21 protein-coding genes are annotated in these 22,001 nt (G+C 62.6%); 15 read left to right on the top strand and 6 right to left on the bottom strand.

What is annotated here, in order from left to right; genetic code table 11:
• Positions 1-47: 47 nt before the first annotated feature.
• Together BM374_RS12890 and BM374_RS12885 are read right to left on the bottom strand one after the other, a co-directional pair.
• The gene (locus tag BM374_RS12890) at positions 48-1,097 is read right to left on the bottom strand and encodes an ABC transporter substrate-binding protein (protein ID WP_092292570.1); all 1,050 of its coding nucleotides are present in this window, start codon (positions 1,095-1,097) and stop codon (positions 48-50) included.
• A complete protein-coding gene (locus BM374_RS12885; protein ID WP_092292568.1) occupies positions 1,094-2,356 on the bottom strand; it encodes an ABC transporter ATP-binding protein in 1,263 nt (420 codons plus the stop codon). The genes BM374_RS12890 and BM374_RS12885 overlap by 4 nt, the downstream gene beginning before the upstream one ends.
• Positions 2,357-2,596: 240 nt before the next feature.
• Here BM374_RS12885 and BM374_RS12880 point away from each other — a divergent pair, with 240 nt between their 5' ends.
• From BM374_RS12880 to BM374_RS12845, 8 genes are all read left to right on the top strand, one after another.
• Positions 2,597-3,982: an aminotransferase-like domain-containing protein gene (locus BM374_RS12880; RefSeq protein WP_092292566.1), complete on the top strand. Its 1,386-nt coding sequence runs from the start codon at positions 2,597-2,599 to the stop codon at positions 3,980-3,982.
• A gap of 6 nt (positions 3,983-3,988) precedes the next feature.
• The gene (locus BM374_RS12875) at positions 3,989-5,236 is read left to right on the top strand and encodes an NAD(P)/FAD-dependent oxidoreductase (RefSeq protein ID WP_092292564.1); all 1,248 of its coding nucleotides are present in this window, start codon (positions 3,989-3,991) and stop codon (positions 5,234-5,236) included.
• Between the two features lie 402 nt (positions 5,237-5,638).
• Complete coding sequence (locus BM374_RS12870; RefSeq protein WP_092292562.1) at positions 5,639-6,628, top strand: NADP-dependent oxidoreductase; 990 nt, start codon at positions 5,639-5,641, stop codon at positions 6,626-6,628.
• Positions 6,629-6,697: 69 nt separating this feature from the next.
• A complete protein-coding gene (locus BM374_RS12865) occupies positions 6,698-7,369 on the top strand; it encodes an HD domain-containing protein (protein WP_092292560.1) in 672 nt (223 codons plus the stop codon).
• A 202-nt stretch (positions 7,370-7,571) separates the two neighbouring features.
• Positions 7,572-7,994: a cupin domain-containing protein gene (locus tag BM374_RS12860; protein WP_177248315.1), complete on the top strand. Its 423-nt coding sequence runs from the start codon at positions 7,572-7,574 to the stop codon at positions 7,992-7,994.
• 130 nt (positions 7,995-8,124) lie between these two features.
• Positions 8,125-9,099 carry a GlxA family transcriptional regulator gene (locus BM374_RS12855; protein ID WP_092293428.1) on the top strand — a complete coding sequence of 325 codons (975 nt, stop codon included), beginning with the start codon at positions 8,125-8,127 and terminating at the stop codon, positions 9,097-9,099.
• 177 nt (positions 9,100-9,276) lie between these two features.
• Positions 9,277-9,918 (top strand): HD domain-containing protein, encoded by a 642-nt coding sequence (locus BM374_RS12850; protein WP_092292558.1) that lies wholly within the window; start codon positions 9,277-9,279, stop codon positions 9,916-9,918.
• Between the two features lie 143 nt (positions 9,919-10,061).
• On the top strand, positions 10,062-10,601 hold the full coding sequence (locus tag BM374_RS12845; protein ID WP_092292556.1) for a 4-hydroxylaminobenzoate lyase: 540 nt from the start codon (positions 10,062-10,064) through the stop codon (positions 10,599-10,601).
• A 184-nt stretch (positions 10,602-10,785) separates the two neighbouring features.
• On the opposite strand, the gene BM374_RS12840 is transcribed toward BM374_RS12845, so the two are convergent.
• Entirely contained in the window at positions 10,786-11,682 is an 897-nt protein-coding gene (locus BM374_RS12840) for a LysR substrate-binding domain-containing protein (protein WP_092292554.1), read from the bottom strand.
• A gap of 210 nt (positions 11,683-11,892) precedes the next feature.
• Here BM374_RS12840 and dctA point away from each other — a divergent pair, with 210 nt between their 5' ends.
• The 6 genes from dctA (at position 11,893) to BM374_RS12810 (ending at position 17,421) form a co-directional block, all read left to right on the top strand.
• Positions 11,893-13,218 carry a C4-dicarboxylate transporter DctA gene (gene dctA, locus BM374_RS12835; RefSeq protein WP_092292552.1) on the top strand — a complete coding sequence of 442 codons (1,326 nt, stop codon included), beginning with the start codon at positions 11,893-11,895 and terminating at the stop codon, positions 13,216-13,218.
• 25 nt (positions 13,219-13,243) lie between these two features.
• Entirely contained in the window at positions 13,244-13,750 is a 507-nt protein-coding gene (locus BM374_RS12830; RefSeq protein ID WP_092292550.1) for an ureidoglycolate lyase, read from the top strand.
• Positions 13,751-13,753: 3 nt separating this feature from the next.
• Positions 13,754-14,593 (top strand): bifunctional allantoicase/(S)-ureidoglycine aminohydrolase, encoded by an 840-nt coding sequence (locus tag BM374_RS12825; RefSeq protein WP_092292548.1) that lies wholly within the window; start codon positions 13,754-13,756, stop codon positions 14,591-14,593.
• Between the two features lie 161 nt (positions 14,594-14,754).
• Complete coding sequence (locus tag BM374_RS12820; protein ID WP_092292546.1) at positions 14,755-15,414, top strand: FABP family protein; 660 nt, start codon at positions 14,755-14,757, stop codon at positions 15,412-15,414.
• A 22-nt stretch (positions 15,415-15,436) separates the two neighbouring features.
• Positions 15,437-16,141, top strand: coding sequence for a RibD family protein (locus tag BM374_RS12815; RefSeq protein ID WP_092292544.1), 705 nt, complete (start codon positions 15,437-15,439; stop codon positions 16,139-16,141).
• 8 nt (positions 16,142-16,149) lie between these two features.
• A complete protein-coding gene (locus BM374_RS12810; protein WP_092292542.1) occupies positions 16,150-17,421 on the top strand; it encodes a flavin monoamine oxidase family protein in 1,272 nt (423 codons plus the stop codon).
• 35 nt (positions 17,422-17,456) lie between these two features.
• Here BM374_RS12810 and BM374_RS12805 read toward each other — a convergent pair whose 3' ends face one another.
• The 3 genes from BM374_RS12805 to BM374_RS12795 all read right to left on the bottom strand — a co-directional run bounded on the left by BM374_RS12805 (position 17,457) and on the right by BM374_RS12795 (position 18,890).
• Positions 17,457-17,774, bottom strand: a complete 318-nt coding sequence (locus tag BM374_RS12805; protein ID WP_177248260.1) for a hypothetical protein — start codon at positions 17,772-17,774, stop codon at positions 17,457-17,459.
• Between the two features lie 109 nt (positions 17,775-17,883).
• Positions 17,884-18,459 carry a cysteine hydrolase family protein gene (locus BM374_RS12800; RefSeq protein WP_092292540.1) on the bottom strand — a complete coding sequence of 192 codons (576 nt, stop codon included), beginning with the start codon at positions 18,457-18,459 and terminating at the stop codon, positions 17,884-17,886.
• Positions 18,460-18,542: 83 nt separating this feature from the next.
• The gene (locus BM374_RS12795; protein ID WP_092292538.1) at positions 18,543-18,890 is read right to left on the bottom strand and encodes a DUF3088 domain-containing protein; all 348 of its coding nucleotides are present in this window, start codon (positions 18,888-18,890) and stop codon (positions 18,543-18,545) included.
• 376 nt (positions 18,891-19,266) lie between these two features.
• Here BM374_RS12795 and BM374_RS12790 point away from each other — a divergent pair, with 376 nt between their 5' ends.
• Positions 19,267-21,861: a bifunctional diguanylate cyclase/phosphodiesterase gene (locus BM374_RS12790; RefSeq protein WP_177248259.1), complete on the top strand. Its 2,595-nt coding sequence runs from the start codon at positions 19,267-19,269 to the stop codon at positions 21,859-21,861.
• The last annotated feature ends 140 nt before the right edge of the window (positions 21,862-22,001 follow it).

The following is a 22,001-nucleotide window of genomic DNA, read 5'->3' as shown; positions in this document are numbered from 1 at the left end:
GCTGACGATCGGGCAGGGCCGTCCGATCGCGATGTCGGCGCGCTATCTCACTGGGCGAGCCAGGCGTTGAATCGCTTCACCAGGTCCTCACCATGGTCGCCCCAGAACTCCACGTCTCCGACCAGATAGGCCTTCATGTGGTCCGGTGCCGTCGGCAGTTTCGGCAGCACATCCTTGGGAACGAAGGGCGTCGCATCCGACATGACCGGACCATAGGGAATATGCTGGCCCAGCTGCGCGCTCACCTCGGGTTCGGCTGCGTAGGCGAGATACTTGTAGGCGAGATCGAGGTTCTTTGCGCCCTTCGGAATGGCGATCATGTCGTATTCAACGATCTGGTTGTTCCAGACGATTGCGAACGGCCGCTTGTCCTTGTCGATCGCGTTTTGAATGCGTCCGTTCCAGGCGGTCGTCATCACGACTTCTTTGGATGCGAGCAGTTGCGGCGGCTGCGCGCCGGCCTCCCACCAGACGATGTCCTTCTTGATCGTGTCGAGCTTCTTGAAGGCGCGGTCGACGCCATCAGGAGTTCCCAGCACCTTGTAGACGTCGGCGATCGGCACGCCGTCGGCCATCAGAGCCCATTCGAGATTTTGCGCCGGGGCCTTCCGCATGGCACGCTTGCCAGGGAATTTCTTGGTGTCGAAGATATCGAGCACCGATGTCGGCGCCTCTTTCAGCACGGTAGTGTCGTAAGCAAGGACGTCACCATATACGTCGATGCCGACGCCGCAGTCCAAAGCCGTGCCGGGTAGGAATCGCGAACGATCAGCGATCCTGGAATAGTCGAGGCGGATGAGCACGCCGGCGTCGCAGCCCTGAAGCACCGTCGATGTTTCAACCGTCACGAGGTCGATCGGCACGTTGCCTGTCTCGACCATCGCTTTGATCTTGCCGAGCTCGCCGGTGTATTCCTGCTCGTTGAACTGGATGCCCGCCTTCTTGGCGAACGGGTCGAACCAGGCCTTCCGCAGCGCCGACTGCCATTCGCCACCAGTCGCCATGACGGTGAGCTCCGCGGCGCCGGCAGGCTGGATTTGCGCAACGATCGCGGCGCTTGCCAAGGCAAGCAAGGTCGTCCTGTAGATCAGCTTCATGAAACGCTCCCTGTGTTCGCGGTGTTGCCGTCCGGGGCGACGCCCGCCGGAAAAGCCCGGCAATCGGCCGTGCGCCAGCCAAGGTCGATCGCTTCGCCCGCTGCCATTGTTGCATCGGGGCTAATTTTGACGGTCAGGACCTGCCCGCTCGGTAGACGCGCGAGGAGACGTTGATGGTCACCGTGATAGATCCGTCCGTCGACCGTCGCCTGAAAACGATTGTCCGAATGGTCGCCGCCAGCGCTCGCGATTCGCTCAGGCCGGACCGCCAACTGGACTGGTGCGCCGGGACAAAGGTCTCCGATCGCCATCGCGGTCGTCTTCAATCCCGTAGGCAGCGTGACCAGGCATTGATCGCCCTCGACGCGTTCGACGATGCCATCCAGCGCATTGTTTTCACCGATGAAGCTGGCGACGAACGCGGTGGCGGGCTCGTTGTAGAGTGCATCCGGCGTTCCGATTTGAACGATCGCGCCGTTTTCGAAGATCGCGACGCGATCCGACATCGTCAGCGCTTCGCTCTGGTCGTGCGTCACGTAGACGATGGTTACGCCGAGCATTTCGTGGATCTGCTTCAACTCGATCTGCATATGCTCGCGCAGCTTCTTGTCGAGCGCGCCCAGAGGCTCGTCCATCAGAACGAGGGCTGGCTGGAAGACGAGCGCACGGGCGAGCGCGACGCGCTGCTGCTGACCGCCGGAGAGTTGCGTCGGCTTGCGATCCCTGAAGCGCTCCAGCCTCACCATTTCGAGCGCACGGGTCACGCGCGGCCCGATCTCGGCCTTGGGGACCTTCCGTACCGAAAGCGGGAAGGCGACGTTATCAGCCACGCTCATATGCGGAAACAGCGCGTAGTTCTGGAACACCATGCCGATGTTCCGATCGTAGGGCGGCAGGCGATCGACCGATTTGCCGTCGAGCGTGATCACGCCCTGGCTGGGACGTTCGAAGCCCGCCAGCATGTTCAAAGTCGTGGTCTTGCCGGAGCCTGACGGTCCGAGGAATGTCAGAAACTCGCCGCGGCCGATGCTGAGATTCAGGCGGCGGACGGCTTGAAAATGGCCGTACATTTTCTCGACGTCGATGAACTCGACAAACTTGGCGTCGGTCTGTTTCGCATTCTCGCGACCGGCGGCCGGCTTGCTTGTCGCCGCGGTGCCCGTCTTCCTACCAGCGACGGCTCCTTGCTCGCCCGTAGAGGAGAGCGCGCCTTCGGCCAATGCTTCTCGAAGCGACGAACTTTGTCCGGTTGAAATCATCGCTCCACCTCCAGGGCGCTTTGCCGTAGTTATGTGATCACACAATAGGAGATTGGGTGACCGTACAATGCGAAAATAACGGCGTCAAGCTGGTCAAATGATGCAATTTATGGCAGACATCGTGCCATATAATAGGCTGTCAAAGCCTGTTGGTATGCATACAAGTCTGATTGTCTGGTACTTTTCTCCATGTTAAGAAGGCTTTGCTGACGACAGGAACGGTCGGGGCGCCAAGCTGAAATGCTCGAAAATCTGGAACTGCCGAACAACGATCGACCAATTTATCAGCGTTTGGCGGATGCCATCGGTGAGCGAATTGCGCGCGGCGAACTGGCTGAAGGCGACCGGCTGCCACCGCACCGGGAAATCGCGCGCCTGCTCGGCATCAATGTCACGACCGTCACGCGTGCCTTCTCTGCGCTTCAACAGCGAGGACTTGTGGAGGCGCGTCCTGGCCGCGGGACCCTTGTCGCGGGCAAGGACACCGAGGAAGGCGGCTTCAAATCGGCTCCGAGCGACGAGGCCGGCTTGATCGATCTGTCCGTCAACAGGCCGGCCACGTCGGCCTATCGCGAGGCGCTCGCGCTGCTGCTGCCGCATATCGCCAGGGATCGCAGGTTCAGCGCCTTGCAGGATTACCATCCTCCGGAAGGCCCGGAATGGGCGCGCGCCGCGGTGGCGGATTGGCTCGACGGAGTCGCGGGCGACGGCGATCCAGGTCGTGTCGTGCTGACCGACGGGGCCCAGCACGGCCTTGCCTGCGTGTTGCGGGCCCTGACGCAACCCGACGATATCGTGCTGGCCGATTCCATCACCTATCAAGGCGTCAGCGCACTTTGCCGGTCACAAGGCGTCGACCTGCGCGGGGTGTCGATCGACCGCGAGGGTATGCGGCCCGACGCATTCGAGGCCGCCTGCGCGACCTTGCGCCCGCGTGCGGTTTTCGTCGTACCCAGTCTGCACAATCCGACAACGGTTACATTGAGTGAAGAGCGCCGCCGCGCACTCGCCGCGATCGCGCGCCGCCACAACGTGCTGATCATTGAGGACGATGTCTATCGTCCGTTGCTCGATCGCGCCGTTCCATCTTTCGCTGCCCTTGAGCCCGAACTTACCGTCCACATTAGCGGCCTGTCGAAATGCATTGCGCCTGGATTGCGCTACGGGTTCGTGGTCGCGCCGCGCGCAGTCCTGGGCAATGTCGCAGCCGCCCTGCGGATCGATTGCTGGAGCATCAGCCCGCTCACGGCGCTCATCGCCACCATTTTGCTGGAAGAGGGGACCGCGAAGCGCATCATCGAAGTCCAGCGCGAGGAGTTGCGCCGGCGGCAGGCCATTTTGCGCGATGCGCTCACGGCATTCGATGTTCAGACACAAGAGATGTCGCCTCATGCCTGGCTGCATTTGCCTGAACCCTGGCGTGGCGCGGCGTTCGCCCGCGCCTGCCGTCAGCGTGGCGTCGGCGTGCTTCCCGCCGATGCGTTCGCCGTGGGACGCGAAACTCTCGCCCATGCTGTACGAATCAATGTGGGCGCCGCGCCGTCATCCGGCGAATTGCGGCAGGCGCTTTCGATCATGACCGACCTGCTGAATGCAGGTCACTTCGAAATCTCGGGCGCGGTCTGAGGTGTCGTGGCGGAATTGATCAAAACGGACGTCGCGATCGTCGGGGCCGGAATCATCGGGCTTGCGATTGCATTTCGGCTGGCCGGGGACGGCCGTGAGGTTGTCGTCGTCGACCCGAACGAGCCGGGTTCGGGTGCCTCCTACGGCAATGCCGGGACGTTGGCTCCCTACGCCTGTGCACCGGTCGGCAACCCCGATGTCTTGCGGAATCTGCCAAGCCTGCTTGTCGATCCGGACAGCCCTTTCGCCATGCGGCTGGCTGCCTTGCCCGCGCTCATTCCGTGGCTGTCGCGCTTTCTTTGGCAAGCCTTGCCTGTTCACGCGCGCCGCAACGCCTACGCGCTCGCGGATTTGCTCAAGGACGCGATGCCGGCTTGGCGCGAGCTCGCCGAAGAGGCTCGATTGTCGGACCTTCTTCGATTTGAGGGCTGCCTCTATCTCTATCGGGGAAGAATGCCGCGAGACGACGGCGAATGGGGCGCTCGCTTGCGGAGCGAACTCGGCGTCCGACAGGAGCGGTTGACGCCGGAAGAGGTCGCAAGGATGGAGCCTGCGCTTCCTCCGGCGGCCGGGGGCATTTTTTTCCCAGATGCGGCTCACACCGTCGATCCGGCCGCACTGACCAGCCGGCTGGCGGCCGCGGCCGCGGCAAGAGGCGCTTTGTTCGAGCGCGCGCGTGCCGATCGGCTGGAGCCACAGGACGGCGCAATGTTCCGTTTGGTATGCGGCGATCGCACGATCGACGCGCGTACGGTTGTCCTCGCCGCCGGCGCATGGTCGCGGCCTCTGGCCGAGCAGGCCGGCGAGAATATTCCCCTCGATACCGAACGCGGTTACCACATCGAATTCGCGATGGATGCCTGTCCGATCAAGAGGCCCGTTAGCCCGATCGATCTTGGCTTCTACGTCACGCCCATGGCCGGCCGCTTGCGGGTCGCGGGAACGGTCGAGCTCGGCGGGCTCGAAGCCCCGCTCAATCCAAACCGGATTGCTCTTCTGGAGCGCGGCGTCCGCAAGCTCTTCCCGGATCTCGGACCCGTTCAATCCAAGTGGCTCGGCTTTCGTCCCTCTCTTCCCGATTCCCTGCCGGTCATCGGACCCAGCCGAGGTTACCCGAACCTGATCCACGCGTTTGGCCATGGACATCTCGGCATGACCCTGGCCGGCGTCACGAGCCGCATCGTTGCAGGCCTCGTCGAAAGGCGAAACGTCCCTCCGAACCTGGACGCGTTTCGGCCTGACCGCTTTGCTTGAGGGAGCCAAGCTGCCCGCCAATAACGAAAAGCTCCCCCGCGATCGTGAATTTTCGCGATGTAGCCAACTTCGCCACCTCGCGCCTTCGGATCGTCAAGATGAGCACCCGCTTTCACGCAACATCGCAGCAGCTTCGAAAGGGTGGAATCGGAATAGATCGAGAATGATCCGACGACGGCACCGCTTCTAACGCCGTGAAGGCTCGACTGGCCTTGTCAGGAAACGACGTACGGCTGTCCTGATCCGCAGGATCGCGTTCGTTGTCCTGGGCACCATCCATTGCGATATGTGGCAAGCGAGGCGTCGCCCTCGGATCGGCCGGCGAAGGCAACCGGGAGCCGTCGGCGCAACCCAACGAATGGTCGACGGCAATCATGACAAGCTGAGCGCAAGGAGAATGTGATGATCCCGAGCAGCATCGTTTCTCAGGCAAACGGAGAGGGAACTCATTCAACAATGATGGCCTGGCGCGTGCACGAGTTTGGGTCGCCAGACGTCATGAAGTTCGAGCGCGTGCCGCGACCCGAGCCAGGTCCTGGCGAGGTCCTGGTCAAGGTCGAGGCCGCTGGTGTCGGTCCCTGGGATGGCTGGATCAGATCCGGCAAGAGCGCTTTGCCGCAACCGCTCCCCCTCACTCTGGGCTCGGATCTGTCTGGTGAAATCGTCGCGATGGGGTCCGGGGTTTCCGAACTGCGTGTCGGAGATCAGGTTTATGGTGTTACAAATCCGCAGTTTGTCGGGGCCTACGCCGAATACGCTCTAGCTTCGGGGGGCATGGTCTCGAATAAGCCGACCTCGTTGACCCACGTTGAAGCCGCGTCCGTTCCTGTCGTTGCCGTAACGGCATGGCAGGCCTTGTTTGATCACGCCCGCCTCAAAGCAGGTCAAACGGTGGTCATTCACGGCGCGGCAGGCAACGTTGGATCCTATGCGGTTCAACTAGCTCGTGACGCGGGTTTGCAAACTGTCGCAACCGCATCGACGGGCGATGTTTCCATCCTGCGCACTCTGGGCGCAAACACGGTGATCGACTACCGGACGCAGCGCTTCGAGGACGAAGTTCGGGACGCCGACGCTGTGATTGATCTGGTCGGCGGCGAAACCCAAAGCCGTTCGTTCCAGGTCCTTCGTCGCGGCGGCAAGCTGATTTCGGCAGTGTCCCGCCCCGATCAGGATCTTGCAAAGCGCTACGGTGTTGAAGCCACCTTCTTTTTGGTCGACGTCACGAGCCAATATCTGACGAAGATCGCTCGCTTCATCGATGATGGCAAACTACGAACAAACGTCGGGGCAGTCTTGCCACTCGCGGATGCGCGCGAGGCACATTTGATGCTGGAACGCGTGCGGCCTCAGCCGAAAGGAAAGATCGTGCTCGCCGTCGGAGCAAGTTGATCAGCACGAATTTCGTCGTTGCGCGCAACGCGCAGCCAAGCCCCACGGTAAACTTGAAAGGACGCAACAATGACCATTCGAAATTTGGCCCAGGCTCTCGTCATTCCCGATTCGTTGCTCGCGAAAGAGGCGACAGACATCCTGCGCGAGCATTCCACCGATCTGCTGTTCAATCACTCGATCCGTGTCTACCTGTTCGCCGCCGAGCAGGGTCGTCAGAGGAATCTGCGCTTCGACCGTGAGCTTCTGTACGTCGCCGCCGCATTTCACGATCTCGGCTTGATCAAGAAGTTCTCGAGCCCGGACGAGCGCTTCGAGGTCGATGGCGCAAATGCCGCCAAACAGTTTCTTGGCACCCACAACATCGCTGAAGACCAGGTGCAGACCGTCTGGCAAGCGATTGCGCTGCATACCACCCCCGGCATCCCGAAGCATATGGGGCCCGAAGTGGCGCTCCTCAACTCCGGTGTGCTTCTCGATGTCATCGGGGTGGGATTCGATCAATTTCCCGCGGAGCTACGCGAGGAAATCGTCGCCAAGTACCCGCGCACAAATTTCAAGGAAGGCTTCATTCAGGAGTATTTCGCCGGTTTTGCGCACAAGCCGGCGACGACGTATGGCACCGTCAACGCCGCCGTCTGCGAACGTTTCATCCCGGGGTTCAAGAGCCCCAACGCCTGCGACCTGATCGCTGCATCGCCCTTCCCGGATTCCCAGCATAAGGCTCACCATCATGAATAGGACGCATCCTGCGCTCCAGGAGCTGAATCCCGAGCGCGCGCAAGCTACCGGCGCCGACCCGCTGGCCTCTTCCATCCGGCCATCGGCGCGCAATGAGCTCGCTAGAAGAAGAGGTGCGATGATGTCGATCAGTGGATTTGCCTACCGGGTTGCTGCTATATCAAATCCTCGAGCCATGTCGGCAAAAGCAGCGAGACGAGCGCTGCGAACGGCCGCCGTCCCGCTGATAGCGACAGCGATCGCCCTGGGAGCCTCGCCAGCGATCGCGCAGGATCGGGAGCAGGTGAAAGTCGCCTTCGCGCACGCACTGCCGAATATCGAAGGAAAGAGGCTGGTTGCTGTGACGGTGACTTATCCTCCCGGAGCCAAATCGCTCGCTCATCACCACGCAGCGTCAGCTTTTATCTACGCCTATGTCCTGTCCGGGGCCATCCGCAGTCAAGTCGGCGACGAACCCGCGAAGGTCTATCACGCGGGCGAAAGCTTTTACGAAATGCCCGGTTCACATCACAGGGTCAGTGAGAACGCGAGTGACAACGAGCCCGCCAGCTTACTGGCGGTCTTCGTCGTGGATTCCAAGGACGAGCCCTTGACGACGCCAGACAAGGCGCCGGGATCACAATAGCGGCGCGACAAATTCGCCTGTTTCCGGGATGCGCGGATGTTCGTCCTGTTGCCTACCGGATCGCGCCAGACCTTTTACAGGGTCCGGACTACCTGCATAATGAGGCTCCACGGTGGAGAGGCAGGAGCAGGTGCCGGTACAAGCTGTCGCGATCGTCGTCTGTGAGGGGGTCCAGGCCCTGGACGTGGCGGGTCCGATGGACGTGTTCAGCGAGGCGAACACGTTTCTCGGCAGCGCGGATCGCTACGAAGCCGTATTGGTTGCTGCTCACCGCAATCCGCTGCGCGCGTCGAATGGCATACGCATGGTCGCCGACCTGACCTTCGAAGAGGCGGCGGGCGGCTTCGACATCGTTCTGGTGGCCGGCACTCCGACGCCACCCGAAGCGGAGCCCGAACCGTCCTTGCTTCAGTGGATCAAGGAGCTGCCGTGGCGCTCGAGCCTTTATGGATCGATCTGCACAGGGGCTTTTGTGCTCGGCTACGCCGGACTCCTCGACGATCGGCGGGTTACGACTCATTGGCAGGATGCACAGGCGCTGGCTGTCAGGTTTCCGAAGGCAAAAGTCGAGCCGGACTTGATCTATGTCCGCGATGGACGGCTGATCACCGCGGCGGGCGTGACGGCGGGGATAGATTTGGGCCTGGCGCTCGTCGGGCAGCGCCACGGCGCGGAAACGGCCCTCAAAGTCGCCAAGCGACTGGTCGTGGTTGCCCAGCGGCAGGGCGGACAGTCGCAGTTCAGTCCCTATCTCACGGCGCCTGCCGATCCGGAATCGCCGATCGCGCGCATCCAGGACCATGTCATGGCCAATATTGGGGATCGCCACACGCTGGAGTCGCTTGCCGCTGTCGTCGGCATGAGCGCCCGGAATCTGGCTCGGCATTTCGGGCAGGTGACCGGGACCACGCCGCACGAATTCATCGAGCGTGCCCGTATTGATGCCGCGCGCATGATGCTGGAAGCAAGCGATCGACCGCTGAAGGCCATTGCCTTCGATTGCGGCTTCGGATCGGCGGATCGGATGAGGATTGTCTTCAGCACCCGTCTCGGCGTGACTCCTGTCCAATACCGCGCCAGCTTCCGGCGGGCGGAATCGGAATAGTTCGCGAGCTATCGGAGGCCGATGCCTCCTGTTCCCTGAATGCTCCGAGCGGCCTTTTGTCAGGAAACGACGTACGGCTGTCCTGATCCATAGCATCCCGCTCGTTGTCCGGCGCAGGGCTTCGTTGCTTAATTCCGACAAACAACCAGCCCGTTATCCAACCGAGGAAATTGCGCCATGTCCGAGATCATCGCCGGCATCCGGGTGCCCGACAGTGCAATCGCGCGTGCCGCCACGCAGCTCGTGCGCGATACCGAAGACGACCTGCTCTATAACCACAGTCGCCGCGTCTTCTTTTGGGGCGCGTTGAGCGGCGAGCGCCGCGGGCTGAAATACGATCCGGAGCTGCTTTACCTCGGCGCCATGTTCCACGACATGGGTCTCACCGAGAAATATTCGAGCCCCGATCTGCGCTTCGAGGTCGATGGCGCCAATGCCGCCCGCAAATTCATGAAAACCTACGGCGTGCCCGAGCGTGACATCGAGGACGTCTGGACTGCCATCGCGCTCCACACCACGCCCGGAATCCCCCAGCATATGCGCCCGACCATCGCGCTGGTGACCGCCGGTGTGGAGATGGACGTGCTCGGCGTTGCCTATCACGACTTCACGCATGAACAGCGCGACCATGTCTGCGTCCATCATCCGCGCGAGGCAAACTTCAAGGAGAACATCATCGATCACTTCGCCAACGGCATCATCAAGAAGCCGCTGACGACGTTCGGAAACGTGAAGGCCGATGTCCTCGCGCTGAAGGACATGAACTATGCCCGTCAGAACTTCTGCTCGATCATTCTTGGCTCAGCGTGGCCGCACTGATTCCGTCGTTGGTGTGCGGCATCTCGGTCGGGAAGGCCAAGGTCGAGGAGACAGAAAAAATTGATGCCACGGCCGGTTATTGATGAGTTCGCCACGTTTCAGGGATTCGAAGTGTAAGACTTGATCGAAGAGGAGAGATCACCATGGGAAGCCGGGAAATACTGATCCAGCGGAGCATTTCGTTTCTCCGGGAAGTCAAGGACATGACCCCCGGAGCTGAAATGGAGCGCTGGCTTAACGAGACCTATGGCGAAAACAGCGCGCTCTACCAGGATCTGGCTCGCCTGATCAAGATCGGGGTCGAGGAGGGATGGGCGGCAAACCAGGAGGTGGATGGTCCAAACTACCGGCGCAGCCGCATCCTGGAGCCGACCCCCGAAACGTTCCAGTTCAGCATCACCGCTGTCTACATGAACAGCGCTGATCCGCGCCGCTTCAAGGACGAAGATGAGCACGACGTGTTGCGCGGGCAGTATCACGGCCATCCCTATGGCGAGCTCAATCTTGTGGTGCCCTTGAACAAGGGCGCGGAGTTGAAGGGATTGCAGGGCTGGCAGGGACCGGGCTGGACGGCGCCCGATCCGGGCAGCAGGCACTATCCCGAGGTCAGGGGCGGTGCGGTTATCGCGTTGTTCTACCTGCCGGCTGGACGCATCTCATACGATTTCAAACCCCCCGCCTGATCATCGAACAGCACATCTCGAGCAACGCTACCCTCGTGCCACACGTGTCCAGCTATCAGATCACGCTTTAGGCCGTCAGCCGAGCCGGCACGCTGCGACTACGGCTGATCGCTTCCGCGACGTGATGGGCGTGTGCTGTTGAATACCATGTAGATGATCGCGGCTTATTCTTCCGCCCCTCGCCCTAACCCAGCTTCTTCCTCTGCCCCAAATAACGCAGCGCAAGCTTGATGAAATTGTGCACCACCATCGAGGTCTCGTCTTCTCTGAACACCAGGAAGACGTCGGCCGCGGGCGGTGAGGGGCGGATCGGGCGAAACGCGATGTCGGCTGTCGTGAAACGCGCGATTGATTGCGGCACCAGCGCGACGCCGAAGCCGGCCGCAATCAGGCTCGGGATCGACTGCGCGTCGACGACTTGCTGGGACACTTTCGGCAGGAAGCCGGCGTCGACGCAGCACCTCTGTACATAGCGCGCGAAATCGGAGCTGTCGGGGTCCAGGATGACGTGGTCCTCCGACGCCAGTTCGGCGAGCGCGACGCGCTTGCGTTTGGCCAAATGGTGGCCGCGGGGCACCGCGAGGACCACCTCCTCTCGCCAGGCCAGCTTGCTGGTGAGGTCGCGTTCGCCGGGAACGCCACGAATGAGCGAGATGTTGGTGGTGCGGTTGAGCAGCGCCGCGATCTGCAGCGCCGGCGCCTGCTCATGCACCGTCATCCTGACCAGAGGCGCGACCTCCCGGTAGGCCGCAAGCAGCTCCGCAAGACGACCGCGCAGGATGGAGCCGGTCGCGCCGAGATCCAGCGTTCCGATCAGGCCGGCGCCGATCGAGCGCACCTCGTCTTCCGCGGACTTGACCTGCTGCAGGATGGCCCGTCCGCGCAACAGCATCGCTTCGCCGGCCTGGGTCAGTTCGACCTTGCGGCTCGTCCTGTAGAGCAGCTGGGTGCCGAGCTCGGCCTCCAGGGCCTGGATGTGCTGGCTGAGGGGCGGCTGCGAGAGGTTGAGCCGGCGGGCGGCAGCGGTGAAGCTGCGCTCCTCGGCCACCGCGATGAAGTACCTGACCTGGCGGAGATCCATAGGGAAAACCTATCAATCGTGTCGTTCTATATATTGGACTTGATGTCGCAACTGGTCAACGAATGACCGATGGAGCTATGGTCTGCCGCTGCAGGCGGCGGCTGGCTCTCTCTGCAGTGGCCTCATTGCCGCCGCCAACGACAACATGGCGAAAGGCTTAGAGCCGCCGACCAAGCCAGACCGACACCAGCCACGCGAGCGAGGAAAACCATGCCCAGGATCTTCAAGTCACTCTTCTTCCAGGTCGTCGTCGCACTCGCGCTCGGCATCGTCCTCGGGATGGCTTATCCCCATACGGCGGTGCAGCTGAAGCCGCTGGGTGACGGTTTCATCAAGCTGATCAAGATGCTGGTGCCCGTCATCGTGTTCTGCGTCGTGGTGCAGGGAATTTCGGCAGCCGGGGACCTTTCGAAGGTCGGCAGGGTCGGTATCCGCTCGCTGCTCTATTTCGAGATCGTCACCACCATCGCCCTGATGTTCGGAATTGCGCTGGCCTATTATTTCCAGCCGGGCGCCGGCATGAACATCGATCCCGCGACGCTGGATGCGAAGGCGCTCAGCGGCTTCAGCCAGACCGCGGCTCAGGTCGCCGGCGGCGGCGTCTCCGAGTTCCTGATGAAGCTGATCCCCGGAACGATCGTCGGCGCTTTCAGCTCCGGCGATGTCCTGCAGGTCCTGATCGTCTCGATCATGTTCGGCTGTGCGGTCTCGCTGTGCGGCGAGCGCGCCAGGCCGGTGGTCGATTTCATCGAGCGAGTGAACGAGATCATCTTCAAGATGATGAACTTCGTCGTCCGACTCGCCCCGATCGGCGTGTTCGGTGCGATCGCCTTCACCGTCGGCAAGTACGGCATCGGTTCGCTCAAGCAGCTCGGCGGCCTCGTCGGCCTGTTCTATCTGGCGGTGGTCCTGTTCGTGGTGGTCGTTCTCGGCGCCATCATGCGGCTGTCGGGCTTCAGCCTGTTCAAGCTGCTCGCATACTTGCGCGAAGAGCTGATGATCGTGCTCGGCACGGCCGCGGGCGACAGCGTGCTGCCGCAGACCATGCGCAAACTCGAACTGCTCGGGATCAAGCGATCGACCGTCGGTCTCGTCATCCCGACCGGGTACTCGTTCAACCTGGACGCTTTCTCGATCTACCTGACCCTGGCTGCTGTCTTCATCGCGCAGGCGACCAATACGCCGCTTGCCATGGGGGACCTGCTGGCGATTCTCGGCGTCGCCTTGCTCACCTCCAAGGGGGCGCACGGCGTTCCGGGCTCGGCCATCGTCGTGCTCGCGGCGACGCTGTCGGCGATCCCGGCCATCCCGGCGATTGGCCTCGTGCTGATCTTGTCGGTGGACTGGTTCATTGGTATCGCTCGCGCACTCGGCAATTATGTCGGAAACTGCGTTGCGACGGTCGTTGTCGCCTCGTGGGAAGGCGATCTTGATCGCGCCAAGGCCCATCGTATCCTGAACGGTGAGATGGTTGCTTCGGGCGAGACCCTGCAGGCCGAGCCTGATGCCGCGGCCGCGCCTGCCGCGGGGGTGTGAGGGGCGGAGACAGTTGAGGTTGACGATGGCGACAGTTTCGATCGAACCCCTGACGAAGCAGGCGTTCGCGCCGTTCGGCGAAGTCATCGAAACTGATGGGGTGACACCCCTGTCGATCAACCAGGGCTATGCCAGTCGTTTCAACGACCTCGCCGGCATCGATGTCAGCGCGGAAGGCGGACAGACGAATATCAGCTGGTTTGTCGCCTCGCTGCGTCCGTTGCCGATTGCAATTCGCCTGATGGAGCGCCATCCGCTGGGAAGCCAGCTGTTCATGCCGCTCGGCGGCGTGGACTGGCTGGTCGTCGTTTGCACGGACCCGCGCGATGCTGCGAGCTATCGGGCTTTCGCTGCGACGGGACGCCAGGGGGTGAACTATGCGAGGAACTGCTGGCACCACCCGCTCCTGGTGCTGAAGGACGCAAGCCCCTTTCTCGTGGTCGACCGAAAGGGCGGGGGTGATAATCTGGAAGAATATTGGCTGGACGAGCCCATGCAGCTCGATCTGAAGCCGGATCACCACGAGGCCTAAACGATGTCATCGCGAACCTATCACGTCCCGCAGGGCGGTCTGCCGCCGCAGACGGATCTTCTGGGCGGCCGCGCGGTCTTCACGACCGCTTACGCCGTGATTCCGAGCAGCGTGCAGCGCGATATCGTCGTCAGTTACCTGCCGCACTGGGATAACACGCGTGTCTGGGTTCTCGCGCGACCGCTCTCCGGCTTCGCCGAGACGTTCTCTCATTACCTGATGGAGATCGCGCCGGCTGGCGGCAGCGACATCCCCGAGCCCGAGAAGGACGCCGAGGGTGCGCTGTTCGTCGTGGGCGGGCAGGTCGTCCTCAAGCTGGCAGGCAGGGAAAGCGAGCTGAAGGCCGGCGGCTTCGCCTATGTTCCGCCGGGTTGCGCGTGGAGTTTGCGTAATCGCGGCCCGGGGCCAGCCCAGCTGCACTGGATCCGCAAGCTCTATCAGCGCGTGCCGGGTGTGGCTGATCCCGAGCCGATCGTGACCAACGAACAGTCGATCGCGCCGACGCCAATGCCTGATACGGAGGGGCGTTGGGCCACCACGCGCTTCGTCGATCCCGCCGACCTCAGGCACGACATGCACGTTACGATCGTGACGTTCGAGCCGGGGGCGACGATTCCGTTCATGGAGACCCACGTGATGGAGCACGGCCTGTATGTGCTCGAGGGCAAGGCGGTCTACCGGCTCAATCGCGACTGGGTGGAGGTGGAGGCCGGGGACTATATGTGGCTGCGCGCGTTCTGCCCGCAGGCCTGCTACGCAGGCGGTCCCGGCCGGTTCCGTTACCTTCTCTACAAGGACGTCAACAGGCACATGAACCTGCGGCAGGGCGCGCCGCTGCTCTGATCAAAGCGCCGGATGATGGCGAGCTGATTCCGCCCACTCTCGCCCGGATTTGAGGACTCATCATCAGGCTCGCACAGCGCGCGGGGCAGCCCTTCGGTTCCATCGTGCCGGTTTCGCGCAGCCCTTGTGCTATTGCTGCCTCGCAACGATGCGAGGTCTGCATGCTTCCCCTTCCCGCCGACATCTTCACCGAGCCCGAAGACGTTTCTCCCGACAGTCTTGCCAATCTCGGGCCGCTTCGACGGCTCGCCGGCACCTGGCAGGCAGACAAGGGCATCGACATCAATCCGAAGGCGGACGGGCCGGAGCGGCGGACTTTCATCGAGCACATCCGGATGGACCCGATCGATCCGCAGGCCAACGGGCCGCAACTGCTCTATGGCTTGCGCTATCACATTCACATCAACACGCCCGAAGAAGACATCACTTTCCATGACCAGGTCGGCTATTGGCTGTGGGAGCCCGCGACCGGGCTGGTCATGCAGACGCTGGCGATCCCGCGCGGGCAGGTGCTGCTGGCTTCCGGCAAGGCCGGGCCGGAGGACAAGAAAATCTCCGTCACGGCGAAGCGCGGCGAGACCGCTTACGGCATCTGTTCGACCGATTTCCTGGAACAAGCGTTTCGCACCGACAGCTATCGCTGCGACATCACGTTCAACGACGACGGCAGCTGGAGCTATCTGATCCAGACCGAGTTGTTCGTCCGCGGTGCCCCGTTCAATCATCAGGACAGCAACACGCTTCTGCTTGTTGCGCCGCCCAAGCTCAATCCCCTCGCCGTGATCGTGAACGATCGCGCCAAGGGTAATAGGTCCGCCTGAGAAGGCGGCGCGGAGAATTGTCATGAAGCCCCATGTCATCTGCCTGATGCACGCGAGCCTCGACGGCCGCACCCATCCCAGCCGCTGGCGCCCAAGGGGCGCCGGCACCGACTGGTTCGAGAAGATCCATGACGAACTCGGCGGCGATGCCTGGGTGATTGGCCGCGTCACCGGCTCCGAATTCGCCAAGGGCAAGCCTTATCCCGAGACGCCAAACCAAAAATTTCCCCGCGAAAACTGGTTCGCGCGGCGTGATGCGAAGGCCTATGGCGTGGTGCTCGATGCGCACGGCAAAATCGGCTGGGGCCGCTCCGATATCGGCGGCGATCCAATCGTCGTGGTGCTGACCGAGAACGTACCGGATTCGCATCTGGCCGGTCTGCGCGGCGAGGGTGTGTCCTATATTTTCGCAGGCGGGTCCGAGATCGACCTGGTGCTGACGCTGGATATTCTCAACCGCGAGCTTGGCGTGAAGCGCCTGCTGGTGGAGGGCGGCGGCGTCGCCAATGGTGCGTTCCTGCGCGCCGGCCTGATCGACGAATTCAACCTGATCCTCAGCCCCGCGATCGACGGCGCCAGGGGCGCGCCCTTCGTGTTCGATTCGACCGAGGCGGATAGCGACAAGCGTGCGCCACTCGCCGCGATGACGCTGGAGAGTACGCGGGATCTCGGCGGCGGCGTGCTGCTGCTGCGCTATCTCATCCAGAACGACGCCCCGCGCCGATAGCGAGCTTCATGTCGGACACGCCAGAGCATATCGTCATCGTCGGCGCAGGGGCCGCCGGACTGATGGCGGCACGCGAGCTTGCGCGCGCGGGCAAGCGCGTGACCCTCCTGGAGGCCCGCGACCGCTGTGGCGGGCGCATCCATCCGCTGCCGGCATCGGAGTTCGGCTATCCTGCCGATGCCGGTGCCGAGTTCGTCCATGGCGAGGCGCCGGTCACGCGCGCCCTCGCGCGCGAAGCCGGGTTGACGGTGCGGAGGATCGGCGGCGCGCAATGGAGCTTCGACGGCACGACATTCTCGCGGGAGAATCCGCGCGATCCCCACGACGCCGCGCTTCGTGCCGCCGTGAAGGATCTGACGCACGATCTCACCGTCGCTGACTTCTTGCGCGAGCATTTTTCCGGTCCGGACCATACGCGCCTGCGGCATGCCGTCGAGCGCATGGTCGAGGGCTATGACGCGGCCGATCCCGAGCGCGCCTCGACGCTGGCATTGCGCGACGAATGGATGAACGACGGACATCAGGCACAGGCGCGCATCGACGGCGGCTATGGCGGCTTGATCCATTTTCTGGCCGCCGAGTGCCGCAAGTGCGGTGCTGCAATTCACCTCGGTGCCATGGTCACGGCGGTCGAGGAGAATGGGGAAAAGCTTGGTGTCCGCTGTGCCGACGGCGCGGTGCAGATATGCGATCGCGCCATCCTCACCGTGCCGCTGCCCTTGCTGCGCGAGATCGCGCTGCCCGCAGCCGTGCGCGCGAAGGCTGCGGCCGCTGACGACATCGGCTTCGGCAGCGTCATCAAGATCCTGCTGCGGTTTTCGCGGCCATGGTGGCGCGAGCGGCGCGAAGAGTTTTCGGACATGCTGTTCCTGCTGTCGGACGAGACGATCCCCGTGTGGTGGACGCGATATCCGGATCAGCATCCCGTGCTGACGGGATGGTTCGGCGGTCCGCGAACGGCGGAGCTGTCGCATCTCGATCCGCAAGGATTGGTCGACGTCGGGATCTCTTCGCTCGCGGCGGTCTTCAGCATTCCGCGCGAGGAGATTGCGCGCGACCTCAGGGCAGCCGCAGCGACCAACTGGGCGCACGATCCCTTCGCCCGGGGCGCCTATTCCTGGGCAACGCCGCGGACGCGCGCGGCACAGGAGCGACTGGCGCGCGCCGACGGGCCGGTGCTGTTCTCAGGTGAAGCGCTCTATCGCGGCCGCGACATGGGAACGGTCGAGGCGGCGCTCGCGAGCGGAGTGGAGACGGCGCGCTTGATCCTGCGCGGATAGGAAAGAAGGCCCGCATCTCTGCGGGCCTTTTCGTCTCACCAGCGACTGCCGCCGAAGCTGAAGGTCACGCCGGGACCGCCGCCGCCGTAATAGCCGTAGGGTCCGCCGCCGTAATAACCCTGGGGCCGCGGGTAGTAGCCATAGCCGCCATAGTGCGGGCGATAATAGCCGTAATGATGTGGACGCCAGTGGTGATGGCGGTGCCCGTAATGGTGGCGCCGGTGCTGCGCGCTGATGTCGGTCGATTGGCGGGTTTGCGCGTTTGGCTGAGCCTTTCCACCGGCCGCGTTGGCGGCGGATCCGCCAGCTAACGCCGCGGCGCCAATAGCCATCGCGACAAAGAGGTACTTCATGTCATCACTCCAGTTGAGATGCGAGTGACAACAGATGGGCATCCCTCGCGTTCCGGCGAGAGCGGGCGTCGAAACGACGCAGACGATCGATGCGCAATCGCGCTGAGATTTATTGTCGCATCGCGGTCAGCGAGGCGATCACTTCGCTCGTGGTCACGATGCGGGCAAATTCTCCGTTCAGATTTGACAGCGTCATCGCGTGAATGTCCTCGGCCGAATGCGTGTCGCCGTCGGGGCCTGTGCGGTCGAACGTCCAGGTCGCATCCCGTACGAGCCTCGTGTCGAAGCCGAGATTTCCGGCCATTCGCGTCGTCGTCTCCACGCAATGATTGGTGGTGGCGCCGCAGATCACGAGCGTGGCGATGTCGCTTGCGCGCAGGCGCGTCTCGAGGTCGGTGCCGATGAAGGCGCTGTTGACGTGCTTCACGATCACAGGCTCGCCGGGCCGCTCGCGCGCCTCGTCTTTCACGGCGTAGCCTGGGCATTCGGGACGGAACGTCGAGTTCGGTTTGGTGCCTTCGTGACGGATGTGAAAGATCGGCGCGCCGCTCGCCCTGAAAGCCGCGAGCAGATCGACGATGCGCGCCACCGCATCCGGATTGTTGCGGCGCTTGCCCGCCGCCTCCCATTCGTCGAACGCGCGCTGGACATCGACGACGATGAGGGCGGGGAAGAGATGAGGCATGGCCAGGAATTCCGCAGTTTGGTCGACTATGCGAGGCGATCGCGAGGCCAGGCAATGCCGATTTTCCCTCGTTTCGGGACGGCTCACGGATGCGGATCGGGGAAGCCGTGGCGCTCCGACAGCGCCGCCAGGATAGCATCCTTGTCGGCGATGAACGCACGTCCCTGATGACTGCCGGTCTGGTGTCGCGATGTCGCGCCTTCGGCGAGCACCAGCAGCGGCAGCCACTGGTTCTCTTCGCCGACGAGCGCGATCACGGCCTGCCGCGGCTTCGGCCAGGCGATGCGTTCGACGTCGAGCTTTTCGGCCAGCGCCGGAAACGAGGCGAGCACGCCCTCGATCAGCGCGCAGTGCCAGCAATAGAAGCGTCGGCCGGGATAGGCCGGGTCCTCGAAACCGGGGCGCAGCAGAAAAAGGCGGTCACGCGTCATGGTCGCTCCAAAGCAACGCCCGATTGTGGAATTATAATGCAACCATGGTCGAACGCTACCCCCCGGGCCCGCCGGCCGAAGCTATCTGCACCGCAACATGCAATGATCTCCGTAATGCTACGGTTGCGTCGATGCAGATTCCCGCAAGACGATGGAACAAAAGTTTAAGGCGGCCAGCCTAGGCTTCCGACGAAACGCTGGGACTTTCCCAGGTCGTTCGTTGCAGAAAGGACTGTCCGGGCGACCGGGCAATGAGTTCATGCCGGGTTTCGAGCCGCTATCAACGGCCGGTGGTGAAGTTTCGTCCGGTCACGATTCAGATCGTCGGCATCCCATGATGCGGCTGATCGATGCCGCGCGCCGCGTTGGAGCGAGCGTGGGACGCAGTGTGCCGCTGCAGCTTGCGATGTTCTTTCTGCCGCTGGTGTGGATCAGTTATTTCGCGATCACCAGCTCGGAAAGAACGGAGGCGATGCAGCAGGCGCGGTCGCACGGCGACAGCGTTGCAAAACTATTCCAGGAGAACACCGAGCGGATCTTCGAGCGGGTCGATCAATCATTGTCGATCGTGCGGACGCTTTATGCGCAGGATCCGGCCGGCTTCAACCTGAAGTCCTGGAGCGAAAGGGCGCATCTTGCGAGCGGCGATGTCGTCCAGTTCTCGCTGATTGGTCTCGATGGTTACATGCTTGCCACTACCTCGGGCTATTCCGGTCCGCCGCTTTATCTCGGCGATCGCGAGCACTTCATCAGCACGCTCCGACAGGCCGACGACAGGCTCTACGTCGCGACGCCGGTCTTCGGCCGGGCATCGAACAAGTGGACCATCCAGCTCGCGCGCAAGCTGCTCGATCAGCATCAGGCTCCGCTGGGAGTGGTCGTCGGCTCGATCAGCGTCGACATGGTCGGAAATTTCTACGAGACCGCCAAGCTCGGCGCCGGAGGCACTCTCATTCTCCGCAACGCGAACTACGTGGTGCTTGCCGCGCGCGGCGTGGACCAGAACGGATTCGTCGGGCAAGTCGCTGCCGGGTACATTCAAAGCCGGCTTCCGAACGCCGATGGTCAGTACTGGAGCGACGGCCGCCCGGATCGTAGCAACAGATTGGTCACCGTGCGCAGATCCTCGCTCTTCCCGCTGATCTTCACTGTCGGTATCGCGGAGCACGAAATATACGCGCGCTACGAGTCCAGAAGGGACACCTATCTGGGCGGCGCGCTGGTCCTGAGCCTGGTAATCGTCGTTGCGACGGGGCTGCACTGGCGAAGGCAGCAGGCTCTCGATCGGGCCCAGTTCGAATTGCGCGATTCGCTGGGCAAGTTCGAGGATGCCTTGCGCAACCTGCCGCAGGGCTTGAGCATGTTCGACGGCAATGATCGCCTGGTCGCATTCAATCGTCAGTGGCTCGACATGTACGGCCTTCCACCCGATGACATTCGCGTCGGGATGACCTTCCACGAGGTGTTTGCCCATCAGGATGCCGTGTCGGATCTCGGTGGATATCTAAGCGATCTGAAGCGCCGGCTTGCCGCGTCGGAAAACGAGTCGAATACGCTGACATTCCCCAACGGCCGGATCGTCCACATTTCTTACGGTCGGCGCCGGGACGGCGGCTGGGTTGCGATGCATCAGGACATCACGGAGCGCAAGGCGTCCGAGGACCGGATCGAGAAACTCGCCCACTATGACAGCCTGACGGGACTGGCAAACCGCAATCTGTTCAAGGAACGAATCGACGAGGCGCTGGCCAGGCGCCGGCGGATGAAGACGCCTTTTGCCGTGCTTCTGTGCGACCTGGACAAGTTCAAGTCGGTCAACGATGCTCTTGGTCATCAGTCCGGCGACGCACTGCTCAGACAGGTGGCCGGCCGGATCAAGGCTGAAATACGCGAGGTCGATACCGCTGCGCGAATGGGAGGCGACGAATTCGCGCTGATCGTGATGCCGGGCCGGGGCTCGCTCAAGGACGGCACGTCCATCCTCGCGGACCGGCTCGTCAAGGCGCTTGCCGCCCCTTACGAGATTGACGGCCATCCGGTCGTGATCGGGTGCAGCATCGGCGTCGCTTTGGTGCCCGAGCATGGGACGCGAATCGACGAAATTCTCCGCAATGCCGATCTTGCGCTGTACAAGTCGAAGAATACGGGCCGCAATTGTTTCAACGTCTATTCGCCGGACCTGAAGATCGAAGCCGATCAACGCAGTCTCCTCGAGATTGAATTGCGCGAGGCGATCTGGCGAGAGGAGATCGAGGTCTTCTACCAACCGGTGGTCGAGTTCGGCACGGGCCGAACGGTGTCGGTCGAAGCGCTCGCACGCTGGCACCACGCGACCCGGGGCTTCGTCCCGCCGGCGGAATTCATTCCAATCGCCGAGGAGACCGGGTTGATCGTCGAGCTCGGAAATCTGGTGCTGGCGAAGGCGTGCCGCGACGCCATGAAAATGCCTGACGACGTCAAGGTCGCCGTCAATCTGTCGGCCGTCCAGTTCACCAAGAGCAACCTCGTCGACGTCGTGAAATTCGCGCTCGCCGAGAGCGGGCTTCCCGAACGGCGGCTGGAGCTTGAAATCACCGAGAGCGTGTTCCTGGCCGACAGCGCCGAGAATCTGAAGACGCTCCGGAGCCTGAAGGCCCTCGGCGTGTCGATAGCACTCGACGATTTCGGCGTCGGCTATTCGTCGCTGTCGTACCTGACCGATTTTCCGTTCGACAAGGTCAAGATCGACAAGGCATTCATGGATCGGATCGATCGACCGGAGACGCATGCTGTGCTGGGATCGATCGTTCAGCTCGTGCGGACGCTCAATCTCGCGATCGTCGCAGAAGGAGTCGAGACCCAGCAGCAGGTCGATGAAATAGCCGCGCTCGGCATTCCTCTCGGCCAGGGCTATTTCTTTCGCAAGCCTGTGCCCCTCGCCGATATCGTCTCGCCACCGTCCGCCGCATCCAAGTGGCAGGCAGTCGCCTAGCGAGCCTGCGTGTCGCTCGATCACGGCCTGGCGTTTTGCTCAGGATCAATCTTGCCGGGGAGCGGTCGGCATAGTTTGCGATCCGGTGCGGGAGTCCGGCATATCCTGAGTCAACGTCATTTCGATGCCTCAACTCGATG

Source organism: Bradyrhizobium sp. Ghvi (assembly GCF_900115265.1).
Classification (GTDB): domain Bacteria; phylum Pseudomonadota; class Alphaproteobacteria; order Rhizobiales; family Xanthobacteraceae; genus Bradyrhizobium.
This window is presented reverse-complemented; position numbering and strand designations above follow the sequence as displayed.

Bases quoted from the DNA above. Each gene is read 5' to 3' on its own strand.
- BM374_RS12890 (WP_092292570.1), bottom strand. From the start codon at position 1,097: ATGAAGCTGATCTACAGGACGACCTTGCTTGCCTTGGCAAGCGCCGCG.
- BM374_RS12885 (WP_092292568.1), bottom strand. From the start codon at position 2,356: ATGATTTCAACCGGACAAAGTTCGTCGCTTCGAGAAGCATTGGCCGAA.
- BM374_RS12880 (WP_092292566.1), top strand. From the start codon at position 2,597: ATGCTCGAAAATCTGGAACTGCCGAACAACGATCGACCAATTTATCAG.
- BM374_RS12870 (WP_092292562.1), top strand. From the start codon at position 5,639: ATGATCCCGAGCAGCATCGTTTCTCAGGCAAACGGAGAGGGAACTCAT.
- BM374_RS12865 (WP_092292560.1), top strand. From the start codon at position 6,698: ATGACCATTCGAAATTTGGCCCAGGCTCTCGTCATTCCCGATTCGTTG.
- BM374_RS12850 (WP_092292558.1), top strand. From the start codon at position 9,277: ATGTCCGAGATCATCGCCGGCATCCGGGTGCCCGACAGTGCAATCGCG.
- BM374_RS12845 (WP_092292556.1), top strand. From the start codon at position 10,062: ATGGGAAGCCGGGAAATACTGATCCAGCGGAGCATTTCGTTTCTCCGG.
- BM374_RS12840 (WP_092292554.1), bottom strand. From the start codon at position 11,682: ATGGATCTCCGCCAGGTCAGGTACTTCATCGCGGTGGCCGAGGAGCGC.
- dctA (WP_092292552.1), top strand. From the start codon at position 11,893: ATGCCCAGGATCTTCAAGTCACTCTTCTTCCAGGTCGTCGTCGCACTC.
- BM374_RS12830 (WP_092292550.1), top strand. From the start codon at position 13,244: ATGGCGACAGTTTCGATCGAACCCCTGACGAAGCAGGCGTTCGCGCCG.
- BM374_RS12825 (WP_092292548.1), top strand. From the start codon at position 13,754: ATGTCATCGCGAACCTATCACGTCCCGCAGGGCGGTCTGCCGCCGCAG.
- BM374_RS12820 (WP_092292546.1), top strand. From the start codon at position 14,755: ATGCTTCCCCTTCCCGCCGACATCTTCACCGAGCCCGAAGACGTTTCT.
- BM374_RS12815 (WP_092292544.1), top strand. From the start codon at position 15,437: ATGAAGCCCCATGTCATCTGCCTGATGCACGCGAGCCTCGACGGCCGC.
- BM374_RS12810 (WP_092292542.1), top strand. From the start codon at position 16,150: ATGTCGGACACGCCAGAGCATATCGTCATCGTCGGCGCAGGGGCCGCC.
- BM374_RS12805 (WP_177248260.1), bottom strand. From the start codon at position 17,774: ATGAAGTACCTCTTTGTCGCGATGGCTATTGGCGCCGCGGCGTTAGCT.
- BM374_RS12800 (WP_092292540.1), bottom strand. From the start codon at position 18,459: ATGCCTCATCTCTTCCCCGCCCTCATCGTCGTCGATGTCCAGCGCGCG.
- BM374_RS12795 (WP_092292538.1), bottom strand. From the start codon at position 18,890: ATGACGCGTGACCGCCTTTTTCTGCTGCGCCCCGGTTTCGAGGACCCG.